We start from the raw sequence: 20,488 nt of genomic DNA, 5'->3' as shown, positions 1-20,488 counted from the left end.
TCAGTCAGTGGTGGGCTTATCGGTATGCTTACCGCCGGCGTCGTTGTGTGCTGAGCCATGGGGCGAATGAGATTGGGCAAGTGAGCTTTCCATGCGATCAAGCTGAGCGCGCAAATCACGGACATCTCTTCGTAGTCCCTGCATCTGGGCGGCATCCCCCTCTTCGTTATCCAAATCGAGTAAGGCACTCTCTTTCTGCATCACATCCAACACGATACCAATCATCATATTGAGAAAAATAAACGCGGTAAGAAATATAAACGTTAAGTAATAGACCCAGCTCCAAGCATAGACCTCTTGGGTGGCGTACATGACGTCAGTCCAATCTTCGAAAGTGGCAATCCGAAACAGCGTCAGCATCGCGACGGAAATATTGCCCCACAAAAAATCATCGACATTATGAAATAAGAAGCTACCAAGGGCGGCATAGATATAAAATATGATAAACATCAGCAGTACCACGTAGCCCATACGAGGCACTGACTTCACCAACGCTCCCAGTAACATCTGTAGTTCGGGAATCATCGACACTAAGCGCAGCACACGGAAAATGCGCAACAGCCGCGCCAGCAGCACCATTTCCGAATCATCCATAGGAATTAGGCTGGCGGTTACGATCAAGAAGTCAAATACGTTCCAGCCCTTTTTGAAGAAATCACGAAGGGTGCGCTCGGCGGCCATTCTGATTAAAATTTCAATCAGGAAAAATATCGTTACCGCAATATCCAGATAAAGCAGCCACTGCTCAATTTGGCTGGTTTCGTCGTACGTCTTTGCCCCTATTACCAGGGCGGATACAACGATAATGGCGATTACCATCGCTTCAAAAAACTTATTGGATCTCAGCTTTTCAAAGCGGGCTTGCCAAGTATTAAAGGGTTCACTCATGGAACAAAAAATCTCTCAACAGTTGACCGCCACACTTTATACTAAAATTACACGTCTACTACACAAGTGATATCCTCTTGTTTCACCTGATGTATCCTGCGCTAACAGAATGCCCGTTTAGGGACCTGTTGGTGCCCTTTTGACTTTTTTTACTTTAGCCGCTGGATGATCCCCATGACACTGCTTTGGATAGCCTTATTGCCTCTGCTAGGCGTACTGGTGCCGGCACTTACCGCACGACGCGGCCGCAATTTCTGTTCACTTGCGACGGCTGTGCTGCCGGCTATCGCCTTAGTAATGACGCTACTCAACGTACCGGCTCTGCAAGATGGCGAGCAATTACGCTTTTCGGTCACCTGGTTACCCGAGCTGGCACTGAATTTAGCGTTTCGCCTGGATGGGCTATCGCTGCTGTTCAACCTGCTGATACTGGGCATCGGCCTGTTAATTATTCTTTATGCCCACTACTACTTAGCAAATGACGAACCCTTTGGCAGATTCTACGCCTTCCTGATGCTTTTTATGGCGTCAATGGTGGGCATTTCAATGTCAGACAACCTGATTCTGCTCTGGCTTTTCTGGGAGTTAACCAGCATTTCCTCCTTCTTGCTGATCGGTTATTGGTCACATCAATCGGACGCTCGTAAAGGCGCACGTATGGCGCTAACGGTGACGGGTGCAGGCGGTCTTGCATTATTGGCAGGCTTACTACTGCTCGGTGACATGGCCGGTAGCTTCAATATGAGTGAAGTACTGGGCAGCAGCGAGGCCATTCTTGCCGACTCCCGCTACCCGCTTATGCTTGGCTTGGTTTTACTGGGGGCCTTTACTAAATCAGCGCAGTTTCCGTTCCATTTTTGGCTACCCCATGCCATGGCGGCGCCCACCCCTGTTTCAGCCTACTTGCACTCTGCCACCATGGTGAAAGCAGGTATTTTCCTAATGGCGCGGCTGCACCCGGCTATCGCCGGTAGCGAGCTGTGGAGTGTGGTCGTATCCCTAGTAGGCATCGTTACCATGCTATACGGCGCTTGGTTTGCGCTGATGAAGACTGACCTTAAGGGTATTCTGGCGTTCTCCACCGTTAGCCACTTAGGGTTAATCACGGTACTGCTAGGCATTGGAAGCCCGATGGCTATTTTGGCCGCGCTGTTTCATATTCTCAATCACGCTACCTTTAAAGCAGCGCTGTTTATGAGCGCGGGCATTATCGATCATGAAGCCGGAACGCGGGAGCTGAAGCAGCTTGGTGGCCTTAAAAAGGCCATGCCTGTTACGGCGCTATTAACTACGCTAGCAGCGGCCGCTATGGCAGGTGTCCCATTTTTTAATGGTTTCTTGTCTAAAGAAATGTTCTTCACCGAAACGCTGGCAACGCCGGTATTGGGAGGAATAAGTTGGCTACTGCCCGCCTTAGCGGCGCTAGGGGGCATACTGTCGGTCGCCTACTCACTACGTTTGGTACACGCCGTATTCTTCAAACCGGCTCGCGAAGAGCCGCCTAAATCACCCCATGAGCCGCCACACCTGATGCGCCTACCGGTTGAAATACTGGTAGTGCTCTGCGTGGTGGTAGGCTTATTTCCTGGGTTACTGGCGACGGGCTTGTTAGAACTCGCGAGCGAAACAGTGATCGGTAGCCCGCTCGATTTCTATCTGGCTATCTGGCATGGCGTTAACCTGCCACTGATGATGAGCCTGCTTGCCTTCGTAATCGGCATTGCGATTTATTGGCGTCATGGCGATGTACGCCGATTTACTCAGCAATTTAAGGGCGTTGACGCCCGGCGTGTGTTTGAGCGTATTCTTATTTCTGTTGGCTATCGCGCCGAGCAGCTTATCGCTGCGCTGGATGGGAATTCACTTCAACGCTATGTGGGCTGGCTATGGCTGGCTGCGCTACTAATGGGCGGTATTGGCCTGGTTCAAATCACCGACTTAACCGGTGCAGCGGGAAACCAGCCGCTGGATGGGATTGTTATCTTAGGGGCCGGTATGCTGATATTTGGGGGTATCGCCACCGCCGCCACCCACCGCTACCGGTTGATTTCTCTTTTGATGCTGTCAGTAGTAGGTCTATTCGTCGCCCTGACCTTTGCCCGCTTCTCTGCGCCCGACCTCGCCCTGACACAGCTCTCTGTGGAAGTGGTGACCATGATCCTACTGATGCTGGCGCTGTTCTTCCTACCGCAAAAGACGCCGCGTGAATCGAGCCCTTTGCGCAATGTCCGCGATATGCTGCTAGCAGGTTCGCTGGGCCTAATTATTGCCAGCCTTAACTACGCGGTGATGACCCGCGACACCCTGGCGATTTCCAGCTTCTTTGTGGAAAACAGCAAACCTGGCGGTGGCGGCTACAATGTCGTCAACGTAATTTTGGTCGACTTTCGTGGTTTCGACACCCTGGGTGAAATTACCGTGCTGGCTATCGCAGGGTTGGCGATCTTTAAGTTGCTAAACCGCTTACGTCTGTTTATGCCGCACAGTGACGGTGAGGGACGGGTATGGTCACCTGACCGCTACCCAGCGGTGCTAACGTCAATTTCAATGACCCTGCTTCCGCTGGCGTTGTTAGTCTCTGCATTTATCTTCTTGCGTGGCCATAATCAGCCGGGCGGGGGCTTTATTGCCGGGCTGATTACCGCGGTAGCCCTGATCCTGTTGTATATGGCCCGCGGCGTGGCGTGGGCACAAGAGCGACTGGACTTTCCTTTCCAACCGGTGGCCGTCATCGGGGTGGCAGTTGCCACACTAACGGGGCTGGGTAGCTGGCTGTTTGGCCATCCGTTCTTAACCTCTGCTTTTGGTTACTTTAGCCTGCCGCTCATCGGAACATTTGAACTGGCGACGGCGCTGCTCTTCGACCTGGGTGTTTACTTAGCAGTGGTGGGCGCCACGCTAATGATTCTGGCCAACCTGGGTAAAGTTACCACGGCACACCGCCCGGTGACCGAAGCGACGGAAAAAGACGCTGACCACAGCGATACCACGCCACCTGCCAAGGAGCCTCGCTAATGGAACTACTGTATGCGATGACCACTGGTGTTTTAACCGCCTGTGGCCTCTACCTGACATTACGAGGCCGCACCTTTCCAGTGGTGGTAGGCCTTACGCTGCTCTCTTACGCAGTGAACCTGTTTTTATTTTCGATGGGCGGTTTAACCACTGACGGTGCTGCCATTGTGTCAGAGGGCGCTGACTATGCCGACCCGCTCCCTCAAGCGCTGGTGCTGACTGCGATTGTGATCGGCTTTGCGATGACCGCGTTTGTCGTAATTCTGGCGATGCGAGCGCGTAGTGAAGTGGGGAACGACCACGTCGACGGTAAAAAGGAAGACCGAGAATGATGCAGCACCTAATTGTTTTACCTGTTGTTCTACCGTTAGTTGCGGGCATCTTACTGCTCTATCAACGGCAAGGATTAGTGCGCTATAAGCGTGCAGTCAGCGTTGTCGCGACGGTGCTACTGCTTTTAGTAACGGTAGGCCTGTTACGCCAAGCTACTAATGGTGAAATCTCCTATTACGCATTGGGTGATTGGCAAGCCCCGTTTGGCATCGTACTGGTGCTTGATCGCCTCTCGGCGTTAATGCTACTGCTTACCGCGGTATTGGCTGTTGGTGCAGTCGTGTTTGCCTGCGCGGGTGATGATGAAAAAGGCAGCAACTTCCATGGTCTTTTTCAGTGGCAGTTACTGGGCATTAACGGCGCCTTTTTAACCGGCGATTTGTTTAACCTGTTCGTCTTTTTTGAAGTGCTGCTGCTGGCCTCTTACGCCCTGCTGTTACACGGAGGCGGCAAAGCGCGCATCCAAGCCAGTGTCCATTATGTGGTACTCAATCTAGCGGGCTCTTCGTTGTTCCTGATTGCGGTGGGGATACTCTATGGTGCTACGGGCACGCTCAACATGGCCGACATGGCGATCCGAGTGGCTGAACTACCGGCCGAGCGCGAAGGATTAGTCACCGCAGGCGCACTGATGCTGCTCGTGGTTTTCGGTCTAAAAGCCGCCATTCTGCCACTTTATTTTTGGTTACCCAAAGCCTACGCCTCGGCCCCCGCGCCAGTAGCGGCACTGTTTGCCATTATGACCAAAGTAGGCATCTACGCTATTCTGCGTGTCTACACGCTTATTTTTAGCGATAGCGCTGGTAGTAGTTTTGAAGCACTCGAGCAACCCTGGGTGTGGTGGCTGTCACTTGGCACACTGGCCGCCGCAAGCGTTGGCGTAATGGCCGCGCGGGATTTGCGCCTGTTGGTCGCCTATCTGGTGCTGGTGTCGGTGGGCACGCTACTGGCAGGTATCGGTATACGCTCGCCCCAGGCGGTTTCTGCACTACTTTACTACCTAATCCACACGACGCTAATCACCGGGGGGCTGTTCCTGCTTGCGGAGATGATCGGTTTGCAGCGCGGTAAAGCGGGTACCCGCTTGGTAAAAGGCCGTCCAATGGTTCAAGGCGCCGCGCTGGCGATGGTGTTTTTTATCGGAGCGATCGCCGTCGCCGGTATCCCGCCGCTTTCCGGTGCTATCGGCAAGGCATTGATGCTCAATGCCGCCGAAGGCACGCAGCGGCTATGGCTCTGGCCGCTACTGCTGCTTACCAGTTTGGCCTCGCTAATTGCCCTGTCTAGAGCAGGTTCCACGCTGTTTTGGCGCAGCCAACGCGGTAACATTAGCGGTAGTCCGTTATCCCATTACCAGTGGTTTGGGGTTATCTGGCTACTTAGTGCAGCACCGCTGTTAGTCGCACTGGCCGGGCCGGTGAGCAGTTACACCCAAGCCACAGCTGACCAATTAGCCAACCCACAGGTGCTGATTCGCACGCTACTTCCCAATACTGCTGGAGATGCCCCATGATCGCTCCGCGCTCCTGGCTACCAACGCCTGTTTTATCCATCTTACTGCTATTGGTTTGGCTGTTATTGGTGCGTAGTTATGCTTTTGGTCAGTTTGTACTTGGCGGGTCATTAGCTATTTTGATCCCCCTTCTGACCCACCGCTTTTGGGATGCCCGCCCACGTATCGCCAAGCCTTTTGCCTTGCTGCGATTTATCTTCCGGGTACTTGGCGACATCATCACCGCCAACTTTGAAGTGGCATACCTGATCATCAATCCATGGCGCAAACTTAAGCCCCATTTTATTGAATACCCGTTAATGCTCGAAGAGCGATTCACCATTACGCTGTTAGCCAGCACGATCAGTCTCACGCCGGGAACCGTGTCGGCCAATTTGCGCATGGATGGTAAGTCACTGCTCATTCACGCCTTGAACGTGGACGATGAGGAGGCGCTAATTAACCAGATTCGCGAGCGCTACGAACGTCCGCTTAAGGAGATCTACGAATGTTAAGCATTGCACTCTTTATCACCTTAGCCCTGGTCGTGATGGCCTTGATGATGAATCTCTATCGGCTCACCATCGGCCCCAGCCTGCCCGACCGCGTGCTTGCTCTGGATACCATGTACGTAAACTCGATTGCTCTGATCGTGCTGTTAGGGCTGTGGCTGAACAGCAAAACCTATTTTGAGTCGGCACTACTCATTGCGATGCTAGGTTTCATCAGCACGGTAGCGGTATGCAAATATATTCTGCGCGGAGACATCATCGAATGATAAACATGCGCTATCGAGTGACGAACATGCGTCAGGAGGACTTATGTCCGTAATTGTTGAAGCGATTATTTCACTGTTATTGATTGCTGGCGGTATTTTTGTATTTATCGGCTCGCTGGGGATGGCCCACCTGCGTGATTTCTATATGCGCCTACACGGTCCTACCAAGGCGACCACGTTGGGTATCGGCTGTATGCTGGTCGCCTCAATGCTCTATTTTTGGAGCGTGGACAGTAAACCGGATATTCAGGAAATGTTGATTACGCTATTCCTGTTTATTACCGCGCCGGTAAGCGCCCACCTGCTGGCCAAGTCTGGCTTGCACCTTCGGTTAAAGCATATCGATATAACCCAGGGTGAACCTGTTGAACTGAGACCTGAAGAAGTAGGCGACAAGCCGGTACTGCACCCGGATAAAGGCCATGGCTGAAAGCGAAGCAATCTCGCTTTTGTCATTGCGAAGCGCGGCAATCTCGGATTGAACTGCACCGCCGCAGGTTGAGATTGCCGCGTCGCAAGCTCCTCGCAATGACATTTCGCCCGACAGTGCCACAGCAAGTTTACGGAGTTAAGTCCTGCTGGCTGTGGCCCAGCAGATAGAGCACACCGTCAAGGCCTGCGGTAGAAATTGCCTGGCGCGCTTGCGCACGCACCATCGGCTTTGCCCGAAACGCAATCCCCATGCCCGCCTTGGCAAGCATCTTGAGATCGTTCGCCCCATCGCCTACTGCAATGGTTTGCGCCAGCGTAAAGCCTTCCCGCAGCGCAATCGTCTCAAGTAGTTCGGCTTTGCGCTCAGCATCCACAATCGGTTCACGCACGTCGCCGGTGACCTTGCCATTTTCGATCACCAGTTCGTTTGCATGGACCTCATCAAAGCCAAGCTTGTCCTGTAAGTAATACGCAAAGTAGGTAAAGCCGCCGGAAAGAATCACTGTGCGATACCCTAAACGCTTAAGGTTAGCCATCAGGCGTTCGACGCCATCCATCAACGGCAACTCGTCAGCGATCTCAGCCAGCACGGACTCATCCAAACCGGCCAACTTACTCATCCGTTCGCGAAAACTCGCCTTGAAATCCAGTTCACCGCGCATCGCGCGCTCAGTGACTTCAGCGACTTCGTCACCGACCCCATGACGGCGCGCCAATTCATCGATGACTTCGGCTTTAATGAGCGTTGAGTCCATATCGAAACAGATCAAACGATGACGAACCTGATCACGGACATCATCCTGGATAACGATATCCACACCCAGGGTTTCGCTTAGCACCAGAGCGGCATGGCGTACTTCTTCGATGTCTATATCGTCACCGACCAAGCGCTGCTCAATACAGTCAACGTGTTTGCCATCCGGCAACGAGCTTTCAGCAAGCCGCTTTGTGCTCTTTTCCTGAAGGCTGAATTGCACCAACAGAGCGTCTAGTTGGGACTGGATATCCGCTGTTAACCGCGGCGCTAATACGGTTAGGATTAAATCACCGCGTGCCATCAATTAGCTCCTGCCATTAGTTACTCCCCTGCCTCTAATCGGTCCACTTTTTGGAAACCGCGTGGCAACTTGCTGCCACGACGACCGCGCTCACCGCGATAATAAGCGAGATCATCGGCTTTTAACGTTAGCTTGCGCTTACCGGCATGAATTATTAGCGCATCGTTCGCATTGAGTATCGTTATATCGCTGACAAACTCTTCCCGGCGCGCTGCTCGTGGGCCGGGTATATCAAGCATTTTATTGCCTTTACCTTTGGCCATTTCGGGGAGTTGGTCTAACGGGAACAGCAGCAGTCGACCTTCGTTAGAGACTGATGCAACCCATAACTCGTCGCCTGCTGGCACTTCAACCGGCGCCATGACGTTGCAGCCCTTGGGCAGGCTAAGCACTGCTTTACCGGCTTTGTTTTTACCGGTCAATGTGTCAAGCCGCGCGACAAAGCCATAGCCGCCGTCAGTGGCGAGCACGAAGCGGTGCTCGGGCGGCGCCAACATCAGCCCTGCCATTTTCGCTCCGGCGGCAACGTTAGCACGCCCGGTCACCGGCTCACCCTGGCCCCGCGCACTGGGTAAGTTGTGCGCCGAGAGCGTATAGGCGCGCCCGGTGTCATCGAGCAGCACCAGCGGCTGATTGGTTTTACCCTTCGCTGCTAGTTGGAAGCTATCGCCCGCTTTATAGGAGAGCCCCTCGGGGTCGATATCGTGCCCCTTGGCCGCGCGAATCCAGCCTTTATCAGAGAGCACCACGGTAATCGGGTCGGCTCCGAGCAGCTCGACTTCAGAAAGCGCCTTGGACTCTTCGCGCTCGACCAGCGGGGAACGGCGTTCGTCGCCGTGCTCTTTGCCCGCGGCACGAATCTCTTTTTCGATCAGCGTGGTGAGCTTGGCTTCGCTACCCAGCAAACCTTGTAGATACTTGCGCTCTTTTTCCAGCTCGTCCTGCTCGCCACGAATTTTCATCTCTTCGAGCTTGGCAAGATGACGTAGGCGTAGTTCTAGAATGGCCTCAGCTTGACGCTCAGAGAGGCTAAACGTCGCAATCAGCGAGGCTTTAGGGTCATCCTCTTCACGGATAATGCGGATCACTTCGTCAAGATCGAGGTAGGCGATCAACAGGCCTTCCAGAATATGCAGGCGATCTTCGACTTTACCTAAGCGATGCTCTAGACGGCGGCGTACCGTGCTGCGCCGGAACTGCAACCACTCGCCCAGCATTTCGGGCAGCGGCATCACCCGTGGGCGGCCGTCCAGGCCGATCACGTTCATGTTCACCCGCACGTTCTTTTCCAAGTCGGTGGTGGCGAACAGGTGCGCCATCAATGACTCAACGTCGATACGGCTAGAACGCGGTTCAATCACCAGCCGCGTTGGCTCCTCGTGGGTCGACTCATCGCGCAGGTCGGCCACCATGGGCAGCTTTTTAGCCTGCATTTGGGCGGCAATCTGCTCCAGCACCTTGGCACCGCTAACTTGGTAAGGCACCGAGGTAATCACGATATTGGCTTCTTCGCGGATGTAGCGGGCGCGTAGTCTGACCGAACCTCGGCCAGATTCGTAGAGCTTTCGCAAGTCCGCCGGCGGAGTAATAATTTCCGCATCGGTGGGGAAATCCGGCGCAGGTACGAATTCCATCAAATCCGCGGTGGTGGCCTTCGGGTTACGCAGCAGATGGCAGGTGGCTTCGACCACTTCCGTCACATTATGCGGCGGAATATCGGTCGCCATGCCCACCGCGATCCCGGTACCGCCGTTGAGCAGCACATGGGGCAACTTGGCGGGCAGTACCAGCGGCTCCTGCATGGTGCCGTCAAAGTTAGGCGCCCAATCGACGGTGCCTTGGCCCAGCTCGCCAAGCAGCACTTCGGCAAACTTGGAAAGCTTGGCCTCGGTGTAGCGCATGGCAGCGAAGGATTTAGGATCGTCGGGACTTCCCCAGTTGCCCTGACCGTCTACCAGCGGATAACGATAGCTAAACGGCTGTGCCATCAGCACCATGGCTTCATAACAGGCGCTGTCGCCATGAGGATGGAACTTACCCAGTACGTCACCGACGGTACGCGCCGACTTTTTGTACTTGGCGTTGGCATGCAGCGCCAGCTCGCGCATGGCGTAAATAATGCGGCGCTGAACGGGCTTCATGCCATCGCCGATATTGGGCAGCGCACGGTCGAGAATGACGTACATCGAGTAGTCGAGGTACGCTTTTTCGGTGTAGTCGCGCAGGGAGAGACGTTCGACGTCGCCCTCGGCTACTTGAATATCCATGGTCATCGGGGGTTATACCTCAATGTCTGCGAGGTTGCCGTAATCTTCCAGCCACTTTTTGCGGTCACTGGCGCGCTTTTTGGCCAGCAGCATATCCATCATTTCCATGGTGCCGTCGCCATCGGTTAACGTCAGTTGCACCAACCGTCGGGTTTCCGTAGACATGGTGGTTTCACGCAGCTGCAGCGGGCTCATCTCACCCAAGCCTTTAAAACGCTGAACATTGGGCGTGCCACGCTTGTTAGCGAGTTGCTTGAGAATGGCGGCCTTTTCGCTCTCATCCAGGGCGTAGTGCACTTCTTTACCGAGATCGATACGGTAAAGCGGCGGCATCGCGACATAAACATGGCCTGCATCCACCAAGCTTGGGAAGTGGCGCACAAATAGTGCACACAGCAGCGTCGCGATATGCAGGCCGTCGGAGTCGGCGTCGGCGAGAATGCAGATCTTGTGGTAGCGCAGCTTTTCCAGATCGGCACTGCCGGGGTCGGCGCCAATGGCCACGGCGATATCGTGGACTTCCTGGGAACCATAGATATCGTGGGTTTCGACTTCCCAAGTATTCAAAATTTTACCGCGCAGCGGCAGAATCGCCTGGGTTTCCCTATTGCGCGCCTGTTTGGCACTGCCGCCTGCCGAGTCCCCTTCCACTAGAAACAACTCACTCTGGGCAGGGTCTTGGCCGGAGCAGTCCGCCAGTTTGCCAGGCAGTGCCGGGCCGGAAGTCACCTTTTTACGGGCGACTTTTTTAGCTTTTTTCTGGCGGTTTTGTGCCGCGCTGATGACCAATTCGGCAATCGCTTCGGCTTGATCCACGTGATGGTTGAGCCACAGCGAGAAAGCGTCCTTGACGACCCCAGACACAAAGCCAGCAATCGTTCGCGACGAAAGCCGCTCTTTGGTTTGCCCGGCAAACTGGGGATCAAGCATCTTCACCGAGAGCACAAATGAGGCGCGTTCCCAAAGGTCATCGGCGGTCAATTTGATCCCACGTGGCAGCAGGCTGCGGTATTCACAGAACTCGCGCAGCGCGTCCAGCAGCCCCGAACGAAAGCCGTTTACGTGGGTGCCGCCCTGGGGGGTAGGAATCAAGTTAACATAGCTCTCCAGCAGCGCTTCGCCGCCTTCCGGTAGCCATTGAACCGCCCAATCGACGCCGTGCTCGTCGTCATTGAAGTGGCCGACGAAAGGTTCGCGGGGGAGCACTTCGTAGCCGTCGGTGGCCTCGACCAAGTAGTCGCGCAGGCCATCGGCAAATTCCCACTCGGTGGAGGTACCGTCAGGTTCTACCAGCGTGACTTTTAGCCCTGGGCAGAGCACCGCTTTGGCACGCAATAAGTGTTTTAGTCGCGTGAGCGCTAACTTGGGACTATCGAAGTAGCTCTCATCCGGCCAGAAGCGCACCAGGGTGCCACTCGCCCGCTTGGGTGCTTTGCCAATTTCATGCAGCTCTTCGACTTTTTCGCCGAACTCGAAGGCCATGGCATGACGCGCGCCGTCGCGGGTGACTTCGACATCCAACCTACGCGAGAGTGCGTTAACCACCGACACCCCTACGCCATGCAGGCCGCCTGAGAAGCGATAACTGGTGGAAGAGAATTTCCCGCCGGAGTGAAGCTTGGTAAAGATAAGCTCAACACCCGACACACCATGCTCGGGATGCAGGTCGATCGGCATACCGCGACCGTTATCCTGCACTTCGATCCCGCCGTCGCTATGCAGCACGACGTTGATCATGGTGGCGTGGCCTGCCAGCGCTTCATCGACGCTGTTATCGATCACTTCCTGAGCAAGGTGGTTGGGGCGTGTGGTGTCGGTATACATACCGGGACGCTTACGTACCGGCTCGAGCCCGGACAGGACTTCGATGGAACTCGCGCCGTACTGAGAGGCATCAAACTGGGTCATGTAACGTCGATTCCTGAAGGGTAATACGTGTCGTCGCACTGGCAGTCACCGGCGCAGAACACATCCTGACTAAACAAATAGTCACTAGCAAAGTGGGCACAGGATAGCGGAAAAGCAAAAAGCTGTATATCTAGCCATATTAGTTACAGGTAGGCCGGGGCGTCCCCGACCTAAAGCGGGTAAGTTATGACTCTTGCTCAGCGGCCCAAAACGCCTCAATCAATCCACGGCTGGAGGCATCCATACGCGATAGATCCCCCTGGTGGTCGATGATTTTCTGAGTGTCCGTGGCTATCTGTTTACCCAGCTCAACGCCCCACTGATCAAACGGGTTGATATCCCAAATCACCGCCTGCACAAACACTTTATGTTCGTAAAGGGCAATAAGCGACCCCAGGGTAGCGGGCGTCAATTGATCGAGCAGCACCGTGGTTGAAGGCTGGTTGCCACGGTAGCGCTTATGTTCGGGGCGAGGGCCATCATCGTCTATCGCATCGTCGCCCAGCATCAATACGCGCGACTGGGCAAAGCAGTTGGCCAACGCTAAGCGGTGCTGGGTTTTAAGGTGGCGTCGGGTATCCGGGTCTTCCACCTCATCGTAACGCTTGAGCGGCGCAATAAAATCACACACTACTGGCTGGGTGCCCTGGTGCAGCAACTGATAAAAAGCGTGCTGGGCATTGGGGCCAAGCTGCCCCCAGAGCACCGGGCAGGTCGAGTAGTTGACCGGCTGGCCCTGGCGGGTGACCGATTTACCATTGGACTCCATTTCCAACTGTTCAAGGTAGGCGGCGAAATACTCCAAACGACCGTCATAGGGCAAAATAGAGTGCGCCCGGATATCCAGAAAATTGACGTTCCAGATGCCTGCCAACCCTAGCAGTACCGGCAAATTGTCTTCCATGGGTGCTTCGGAGAAATGCCGGTCCATGGCGTGAGCGCCAGCAAGGAATTCCCGAAAATTGTCCATCCCTACCACAAGGGCAATGGGCAAGCCGATGGTTCCCCACAACGAGTAACGACCGCCTACCCACTCCCAGAAGGTTAACTGATGCTCAGGCGTGATTCCCCATTCGCTCATTTTGTCAGGGCTCGCCGAAACGCCAATGAAGTGTTGGCGTATCACCAACTCAGCGCTAATCGGTGTCGCGCCGTGCTGGGCTAAACGGCCCAGCAGCCATTCACGGGCCGTATTGGCGTTAGAGAGTGTATCAATGGTGGTAAACGACTTGGACGACAGTACAAAAATAGTGGTTTCAGGATTTAAACGGCTTAGGTAATCGGCTAACTGAGAGCCATCCATGGTGGAAGCAAAGTGTACCTCAACAGGATGAATACCCTTGGGACGAAAGTCTGCCAAGGCATGAGTCACCATCAGCGGGCCAAGATCAGAACCGCCGACGCCCAGATTGACCACATGACGAATGGGCTTGCCGGTGGCTCCGCGCCACTGACCAGCATGTAGCCGACGAACCAAGCGCTCCATCTGGCCAAGGCTTTCGTGTACCGCCGCAACGATATCTTCACCCTCAACCTCAAGAGTCGCATCGGCAGGTAGGCGCAGCGCGGTGTGTAACGCTGGGCGATTTTCGCTTACGTTTACGCGTTTACCGCTTAAAAGAGACTCAATGGCAGAGGGCACGCCCGCTTCGCTGGCAAGCGTAAATAGATGCTCAAGCGTATCGTCATCCCAGCGCTGTTTGGAAAGGTCCAGCGTCAAGCCTGCCACTTGGCGAGTAAAGCTTTCCCAGCGCGAAGGTTCGGTACCAAACAGCGTTTTCAAGTGAACATGCTGCAGCGTTTCAGCGTGATGCTTTAACGTCTGCCATGCGGGTAGCGTATCGGGGGTAGCGCTTGATGCTGAAGCCATATGCCCTCTCCTGTGGCGTCGATCCTTGTAGCCTGGTGTTTGATAGACAGGTCTGTTCTGCGTTAACTCTGTTCTGCGTAAACAAGGGCGCGTAAACTACTCAGCCTCATTTACCATCCCGGCTTGCCCATGAGTGATGCATCTTACCGTGACGCTATCTTTTCAACACCCCTTGATCGCGTAGCGCGCTTCTCTTTCGATGAAAAAGTAGTCGCCTGCTTTCCTGATATGATCCGCCGCTCGGTGCCAGGCTACGGACAAATTCTGGGCATGCTGAGCCTAATTGCCCAGCGCCACCTTCGCCATGGCGCCCATGTTTATGACCTGGGCTGCTCACTGGGCGCCTCTGGACTGGCACTCGCAGGTGCACTATCACCTGACGCCTTTCGCTATACAGGCGTTGACCTATCTCCCGCCATGGTGGCTCAGGCGCGGCAGACCTTCCAGCAGGAGTGCCCTGAGCATGCCATGCAGGTGGAAGAGGCCGATATTCGCAAATTGGAGTATGCGCCTTCGGGCATGATCATACTCAACTTTACCCTGCAGTTTCTGCCCGCTGCTGATCGCGATGCGCTATTGGCACGGCTTTTTGCGGCGCTGGAGCCGGGTAGCGTATTGATTCTTTCAGAGAAAACCGTGGATGCCGACGAGCGCGACAACGCCTGGCGGGTTGAGCGCTACCATGATTTCAAGCGTGCTAACGGCTACAGCGACCTGGAAATCAGTCAGAAGCGCACTGCCCTTGAAAATGTACTTGTACCGGATACCCTCGACGCCCTCCATGGTCGCTTGAAGCAGGCTGGCTTTCCACGTTCGATGACCTGGTTCCAGTACCTTAACTTTGCCTCGCTGATTGCGTTTAAGGAGGGTTAAAGGTGGCGCCGTTATCCGATGATCATCGCGCAATTTATCAAGCGTTTTTAGATCAAGCAGCGCTTGACTCCTCGCTCACCGCTTGGCTCGCCAAGCTGCCTGAGCAGCTAGCCCAAGGGCTTGACCGACAACGCCACGGCGACCTCTCCGCCTGGGAAAAAGCCGTCGCCAAACTGCCCACACTACCCACTGAGCGGCGCGTCGACTTAAGCAGCGACACAGTTACTGTTGATCTCGAACTTAGCGATAGCCAACAGCGCCAGTGCTTTAACCTGCTGAGAAAGCTCGCCCCCTGGCGTAAAGGGCCTTTCCAACTGGGCGGTATTCATATCGACACCGAATGGCGCTCGGACTGGAAATGGCAACGAGTGGCTCCGCACCTTGCTCCTTTAAAGTACCGCAAGGTGCTTGATGTCGGCGGTGGCAGCGGTTACCACGCCTGGCGGATGGCCGGGGCAGGCGCTGCTTTCGTGCTGGTGATTGACCCATCACCGCGCTTTTACTGGCAGTTTCAGGCGGTGCGCCACTTTGTCGGCGGTGCTGATGGAGGAAGAACACAGTTTTTACCAGTGGGCATTGAAGATGTGCCGGAGAACCTGGGCTTTTTCGATACCGTCTTTTCCATGGGCGTGCTCTATCATCGCCCTGCCCCACTGGAACACCTTCAGCAGCTAAAAGCCGCGCTGGCACCGGGCGGCGAACTGGTCTTGGAAACGCTGGTAGTGGAAGGCGACGAACAGACGGTGTTTGTGCCCGGCGAGCGCTATGCGGCGATGCCCAATGTCTACTTCCTGCCCTCTTCCAAAGCGCTGTGCCACTGGCTAGAGCGCTGCGGCTTTATCAACATTCGCGTGGTCGATGAAGCGCTTACTACACTTGAAGAACAGCGCTCGACCGAATGGATGACCTACCAATCGCTGGCCGATTTTCTTGATCCGGAAGATCGCAGCCGCACCATTGAAGGCTACCCCGCACCGCGTCGCGCGGTGATATTGGCGAATAAACCGGGTTTATCTCGTTTATATTAATCAGTCGCGAAACAAACCAGGCCTCCATGGAAGCGGGGTCTGTCATCACCTCAGGAGAGAACACATGACCATACCCGATAGCATCGTACCGAAGCGAAGCGAACTAGACGCCAGCCAGGGGCCGGTAGTGGTGGAGTTTGGCACGCCCTGGTGCGGCTTTTGCCGTGCGGCGCAGCCAATGATCCGTGAGGTGATTGATCGGAACCTCGGCGTGCGCCATATCAGTGTCGAGGACGGCAAGGGCAAGCGCTTGGGGCGGACATATCAGGTCAAGCTCTGGCCGACGTTGATCTTTTTGAAGAACGGTCAGGAACAGGCGCGCTGCGTGCGTCCCGCGACGCGCCAGGCGTTGGAAGCTGCACTTGAGCGGATTCTTTAAGGCATGAACCGTAAACGGGGAAGGACGCCATGTCGGATAGCATGTTGAATAACCCAGTCTCGCTCTGGGAGCACAGCCTGGGCGATTTTCGTGACACCGTGGCACGCGAGCCAATGCCCGGCTGCGGCGCCGTGGCTGTGGTTAGTGCCGATCTGGGTCTGGCGCTCGTGCTAAAGGGGCTGCATCTGAGCCAGGATCATGCTGCCACAGCGCCGCGCCAGGTGCTGATCGATAAGGGCGCATCGCTTAAACAGCGGCTGGCGCCGCTGGCGCAGGAGGACGTGGCTGCCTTTGAGGCGTTCATGGCAGCCGTCGGCCGCGATAAAGAGGATGAAGGGCGTAACAGCGCCATTCATGCAGCGGCCGAAACTGCTGTCGAGGTACCGCTGCAAACAGCGCAGCTGTGTGAGGCGGCCCTGGCAATGACGCAGCAGGCGGGGGAGCACATCGAACACCAGTTTGTTAGCGACGCACTCGCCGGGGCGCGGCTGATTCACGCCGCGCTGCATAGCGCGCTGCTCAACATTGATGCCAATGCCGGACAGCTTGGCAGTGTGACCGCCCGTGACCGGGCCAGGCTTTCCCGCGATGGCCTCGCACAGCGCGCAGATGCGCTGCTGACGGCCATCACTGACAGCGCCGGCGGGCCCGGTCGCGTGTCAGGGTCTGAATCAGCGTCACGGGGGTAATGAAAGGTATCGCTACCTACCTTCTCAAAATCACCAGCCAGCGGCCCAGGTTCATCACGCTGGCCAGCGAGGCCGCTACGTAGGTAAACGCACAGGCGGTGAGCACATGCCGGGCTCCCGCCATATCGGAGGGCGGTACATACTCTTTCAGCAGTGGCAGCGCCCGATTAAAGCTGGCATCAAACTCTACCGGCAGCGTTACCAGGTGCACCACTGCCGCTGTGCCAAAGCTAATCACCGCCATGGCAATGACTATCGCTAAACCACCCGGCAGGCGCGTCAATAGAAACAAAAAAGGTGCCGCCATCATCAATACTGCACCGAGCTTTTCAGCTTTTTGAGCAACCCCCACCATGCGGCTGCGCGCTATTAATGGCGCATAGCCCTGGTAATGCTGAATGGCGTGCCCAACCTCATGGGCAGCCACTGTGACGGCGGTTAGCGAACGGCCATCGTAATTATCCGGAGAAAGCCGCACACAGCGCGTTTCAGGATCGTAGTGATCCCCGTATTCGGTGCGCTCTACGCTAGCACCGTCAATGCCTAGACGACGCAACAAATGATCGGCAAGCTCGGCCCCCGTGCCGGGATAATCATCACGGCCACGGGTATGGCGCTTGAGTACCCACTTGGCCCAGATATTGGGGAGCACAAAAATGGCCAACGCAAGAATGATCAGCACAACAACCATGGCAGCCCCCAGTCGCTAAACACGTTTCTTCAAAGAGTAGCGTTTTACCATGTGGCCCGGATTGGCAACAGCTTAGGCGGGCATTATTAGACGGGATTGTTACGGTGCTCTTCAACGTCACGGCGCACTGCCTGTAAGCCATGGCTAGAGATATCACCATGGGCGTAGGCATGCTCGGCAATCAGCACGCTATCGACGGCCAGCACCAAATTGCAGTGAGTGTCGGTTAATTCTTCACGCAGCCGTTGGATCGCCTCTTCCCGCTTAGGGTCTTTGTCTACTCGCCGTATGTAGATAGCTTTGATGCGATTCGGATAGGCTTTGACGATCTCGATATACACTTCAGGATCGTGCTGACCGCTGTCGCCAATTAATATGCATGGCATGTCGTTATAGAGAGTAAGCATGCGGTCGATCAAGTCGCGCTTATGTTCTTCCGCACGACGCGGCCAAGGCCGGCGCCAAGAGATTCCCCACTCGCGTAGAAACAGGATAGGACCGACGGGGATGCGATTGATCTGGAAAAACGTTTCGAGCATTTCATATATCGCCCAGGGCCCCCGCGAGACGTACAAAATTGGCCGCTCAGCACGTTCACTAACGCCCCTATGCAACGCTTGGTAGAGCGATGCGACACCGGGAAAAGCGGTGCGGCGGTGGGGTTTTTTAACGAATAATCGATAAAGCATTTTAAGCTTTTCTGCCACGCCAGTGAACATGACGGTGTCATCGATATCACTGATGACCAGCAAATCAGCCTCTGGCGGCGGCACGTAAACTTCTACGTGGGTACGCACCGGCGACTGGTCTGGGCAGTGGACTAAGATGTCGGCTCGATGCCAGGAGACATCAATAGGCAGAGAGTGAGTAATGGGCAAATGTACATCAAAATAACCATCTCGATCTGTGCCGACGCAGAGCTTATTGTTGCCAATCCGTACTTCTACCTGCGCATTGGCTAAACCTCGGCGCAAAATACGTCGCGCCACATCAGCCGTATCGCGCAGCATTCCGCGCCGAGGGATTGCCCTGCCAAGTGCGGCTTGGCGAAAAACCCTGCCCATAATAAATACTTCACGCTGAGAACCGTAGCCACGGTAGGGGTGAACCACCATTCCACCACGACCACTGTCCCCTTTGATGGGCTTGGCAATAATGTGGACAAGCCTTTTGACAAAGCTTGCCCACTGACGCAGTACGCTCATCAAGCGTGTTGACCAGAATGACGCCCTTCTTGAATCTCTTCGATTAACTTGGCGTTAAAGGCATCCAAGTCTTTCGGCGTACGGCTGGTCACCAGACCACTGTCTACGACGACCTGCTCATCCACCCATTCAGCGCCTGCATTACGTAGATCTTGTGCAATGCTGGGCACGGACGTCATACGGCGACCGTCCACTACACCGGCGTTAATAAGGATCCAAGGTCCGTGACAAATGGCCGCCACCGGCTTTCCAGACTCGAAGAACGCTTTAACAAAGCTTAAGGCGTCCTCATTGGTTCGCAGCTCATCGGGATTGAACACACCGCCGGGCACCACCAGTGCGTGATAATCGGCCTCGTTGACATCGGCCAAGGCTTTATCTGACTTGTAGGTATCGCCCCAATCGGTTTTTGCCCAAGCACGAATATCATCACCCTTAGGCGTGACAACATGAACCTCTGCGCCTGCCTGTTTAAGGGCATCGCGCGGCGAACTCAGCTCGGATTCTTCAAAACCATCGGTGGCTAGAATAGCGACACGTTTATCATTTAGTGCTTGATTCATCATGCTCTCCTTTTCGTGATGATGTGTGTTTACAACACCACACTAGTGTGGCGCATTTAGTAACAGCGTCAAGCCAGCCTCTACCGTGGGAATAATGATCTCCAGAGGCGCCTAGGCATTGTAACTGATCTTGCCTAGCTCGCTGATATCGTAACCACCCAGCTGTGTGGCGCGCTCAGCAAAGCGTGCGTTATGTGTGAATGCCAGCAGCCGCTGAAAGGGGGATTCGAAATAACTGCGCCGCTGCATTACCAAATCAAACGGTTCATTATGTAGCGGGATAAATGCCAACTGCTGGCGGTGAGCAGCGGCTTCTACGCCAAGCCCTACATCCGCCTCCCCCTGGCTTATGCTAAGGGCCAAATCATCTTCACTTAATGAAGCATGCGGTGCCCAGTTAAGCGCTGAGCTATCAATCCCCGCTTGTTGCAACAAACAGCTAAGTAATCTTGCCGCCCCAGCATCGGGCTGACGATGTGCAACGCGGATATGGGGGCGCTGCAAGTCACTCAGGCCCATGATATTCAAAGGATTATTGCCGGGCAATAGCAATCCCTGACGTCGCTTAGCCCAATGCACCATTAGTAGATCACGCATGCCGCTTAAACCAATCGCGCTGGGTTCGTTATAGCGCTGGGTGTCAGGGTCCAACAGGTGAATACCGGCCAGCATGGCCTTGCCATCAAGCAAGCGGCGCACACCATCCCCGCTACCCTGGCAAAGCATCGCTAAATCAGAGCCGCTTTCCCGAATCGCCCACTCGAGTAACGGGTCCTGGCTGCCAGCAACCACGAGTGGCACGGATAACCGCTGCGCCTGTTCCCCATCCAAGTGACTCAGCACCCATAAGTCGATCTGCTGGCGGGGGAAAAGCAACTTTCCCGTTGCCCGGCTACAGGGGATCAGTCCCTGGCTGACCAGATCATATACCTTACGCTCTTTTAAGCGCAGGTAGTCGGCGACTTCGGCGGTCGTTAAATAAGTATGTCGTTCTGTCATCGAGATAACACCTCGCGGCC

The 20,488-nt window shown here is 55.1% G+C and carries 19 protein-coding genes; 10 read left to right on the top strand and 9 right to left on the bottom strand.

Features of this window, described 5'->3' with window-relative positions:
* Window positions 1-888, bottom strand: a complete 888-nt coding sequence (locus ACW44H_RS06785; protein WP_457507965.1) for an ion transporter — start codon at window positions 886-888, stop codon at window positions 1-3.
* 174 nt (window positions 889-1,062) lie between these two features.
* Between ACW44H_RS06785 and ACW44H_RS06780 the strand changes: the two genes are divergently transcribed.
* From ACW44H_RS06780 to ACW44H_RS06755, 6 genes are read left to right on the top strand one after another with little or no spacing between them, the layout of a single operon-like run.
* Entirely contained in the window at window positions 1,063-3,903 is a 2,841-nt protein-coding gene (locus ACW44H_RS06780) for a monovalent cation/H+ antiporter subunit A (RefSeq protein WP_457507963.1), read from the top strand.
* A complete protein-coding gene (locus ACW44H_RS06775; RefSeq protein ID WP_113268250.1) occupies window positions 3,903-4,235 on the top strand; it encodes a Na+/H+ antiporter subunit C in 333 nt (110 codons plus the stop codon). The genes ACW44H_RS06780 and ACW44H_RS06775 overlap by 1 nt, the downstream gene beginning before the upstream one ends.
* Window positions 4,232-5,749, top strand: a complete 1,518-nt coding sequence (locus ACW44H_RS06770; protein ID WP_457507961.1) for a monovalent cation/H+ antiporter subunit D — start codon at window positions 4,232-4,234, stop codon at window positions 5,747-5,749. Before ACW44H_RS06775 ends, ACW44H_RS06770 begins: the two co-directional genes overlap by 4 nt.
* Entirely contained in the window at window positions 5,746-6,243 is a 498-nt protein-coding gene (locus ACW44H_RS06765) for a Na+/H+ antiporter subunit E (RefSeq protein ID WP_457507960.1), read from the top strand. Before ACW44H_RS06770 ends, ACW44H_RS06765 begins: the two co-directional genes overlap by 4 nt.
* Window positions 6,237-6,506 carry a K+/H+ antiporter subunit F gene (locus ACW44H_RS06760; protein WP_113268253.1) on the top strand — a complete coding sequence of 90 codons (270 nt, stop codon included), beginning with the start codon at window positions 6,237-6,239 and terminating at the stop codon, window positions 6,504-6,506. The genes ACW44H_RS06765 and ACW44H_RS06760 overlap by 7 nt, the downstream gene beginning before the upstream one ends.
* A 43-nt stretch (window positions 6,507-6,549) precedes the next feature.
* Window positions 6,550-6,936: a Na+/H+ antiporter subunit G gene (locus tag ACW44H_RS06755; RefSeq protein ID WP_457507957.1), complete on the top strand. Its 387-nt coding sequence runs from the start codon at window positions 6,550-6,552 to the stop codon at window positions 6,934-6,936.
* A gap of 130 nt (window positions 6,937-7,066) precedes the next feature.
* Here the strand turns inward: ACW44H_RS06755 and serB are convergent, their stop codons facing one another.
* From serB to pgi, 4 genes are all read right to left on the bottom strand, one after another.
* Window positions 7,067-7,996, bottom strand: coding sequence for a phosphoserine phosphatase SerB (serB, locus tag ACW44H_RS06750; protein ID WP_457507956.1), 930 nt, complete (start codon window positions 7,994-7,996; stop codon window positions 7,067-7,069).
* A gap of 20 nt (window positions 7,997-8,016) precedes the next feature.
* Window positions 8,017-10,269: a DNA topoisomerase IV subunit A gene (gene parC, locus ACW44H_RS06745; RefSeq protein WP_457507954.1), complete on the bottom strand. Its 2,253-nt coding sequence runs from the start codon at window positions 10,267-10,269 to the stop codon at window positions 8,017-8,019.
* 6 nt (window positions 10,270-10,275) lie between these two features.
* Window positions 10,276-12,171 carry a DNA topoisomerase IV subunit B gene (gene parE / locus ACW44H_RS06740; protein WP_447045072.1) on the bottom strand — a complete coding sequence of 632 codons (1,896 nt, stop codon included), beginning with the start codon at window positions 12,169-12,171 and terminating at the stop codon, window positions 10,276-10,278.
* 184 nt (window positions 12,172-12,355) lie between these two features.
* Window positions 12,356-14,041, bottom strand: coding sequence for a glucose-6-phosphate isomerase (gene pgi / locus ACW44H_RS06735; RefSeq protein ID WP_457507952.1), 1,686 nt, complete (start codon window positions 14,039-14,041; stop codon window positions 12,356-12,358).
* Window positions 14,042-14,170: 129 nt separating this feature from the next.
* On the opposite strand from pgi, the gene cmoA reads away from it, so the two are divergent.
* The 4 genes from cmoA (at window position 14,171) to ACW44H_RS06715 (ending at window position 17,010) form a co-directional block, all read left to right on the top strand.
* Window positions 14,171-14,914, top strand: coding sequence for a carboxy-S-adenosyl-L-methionine synthase CmoA (gene cmoA / locus ACW44H_RS06730; protein ID WP_457507950.1), 744 nt, complete (start codon window positions 14,171-14,173; stop codon window positions 14,912-14,914).
* Between the two features lie 2 nt (window positions 14,915-14,916).
* Window positions 14,917-15,942 carry a tRNA 5-methoxyuridine(34)/uridine 5-oxyacetic acid(34) synthase CmoB gene (gene cmoB, locus ACW44H_RS06725; RefSeq protein WP_457507948.1) on the top strand — a complete coding sequence of 342 codons (1,026 nt, stop codon included), beginning with the start codon at window positions 14,917-14,919 and terminating at the stop codon, window positions 15,940-15,942.
* A 64-nt stretch (window positions 15,943-16,006) separates the two neighbouring features.
* The gene (locus ACW44H_RS06720) at window positions 16,007-16,321 is read left to right on the top strand and encodes a thioredoxin family protein (protein ID WP_457507946.1); all 315 of its coding nucleotides are present in this window, start codon (window positions 16,007-16,009) and stop codon (window positions 16,319-16,321) included.
* 29 nt (window positions 16,322-16,350) lie between these two features.
* On the top strand, window positions 16,351-17,010 hold the full coding sequence (locus ACW44H_RS06715) for a cyclodeaminase/cyclohydrolase family protein (protein WP_457507944.1): 660 nt from the start codon (window positions 16,351-16,353) through the stop codon (window positions 17,008-17,010).
* A gap of 16 nt (window positions 17,011-17,026) precedes the next feature.
* On the opposite strand, the gene ACW44H_RS06710 is transcribed toward ACW44H_RS06715, so the two are convergent.
* The 4 genes from ACW44H_RS06710 to ACW44H_RS06695 form a co-directional block, all read right to left on the bottom strand.
* The gene (locus ACW44H_RS06710) at window positions 17,027-17,701 is read right to left on the bottom strand and encodes a zinc metallopeptidase (protein WP_457507942.1); all 675 of its coding nucleotides are present in this window, start codon (window positions 17,699-17,701) and stop codon (window positions 17,027-17,029) included.
* Between the two features lie 86 nt (window positions 17,702-17,787).
* Complete coding sequence (locus ACW44H_RS06705) at window positions 17,788-18,906, bottom strand: App1 family protein (protein ID WP_457507940.1); 1,119 nt, start codon at window positions 18,904-18,906, stop codon at window positions 17,788-17,790.
* Window positions 18,906-19,469, bottom strand: a complete 564-nt coding sequence (locus tag ACW44H_RS06700) for a type 1 glutamine amidotransferase domain-containing protein (protein ID WP_447045064.1) — start codon at window positions 19,467-19,469, stop codon at window positions 18,906-18,908. The genes ACW44H_RS06705 and ACW44H_RS06700 overlap by 1 nt, the downstream gene beginning before the upstream one ends.
* A 111-nt stretch (window positions 19,470-19,580) precedes the next feature.
* Window positions 19,581-20,468 (bottom strand): substrate-binding domain-containing protein, encoded by an 888-nt coding sequence (locus ACW44H_RS06695; protein ID WP_457507938.1) that lies wholly within the window; start codon window positions 20,466-20,468, stop codon window positions 19,581-19,583.
* Window positions 20,469-20,488 lie beyond the last annotated feature (20 nt).

This window comes from Vreelandella sulfidaeris Esulfide1, from assembly GCF_054072535.1.
Note: the sequence above shows the minus strand (reverse complement) of the source record. Positions and strands in the feature narration are given on the sequence as shown.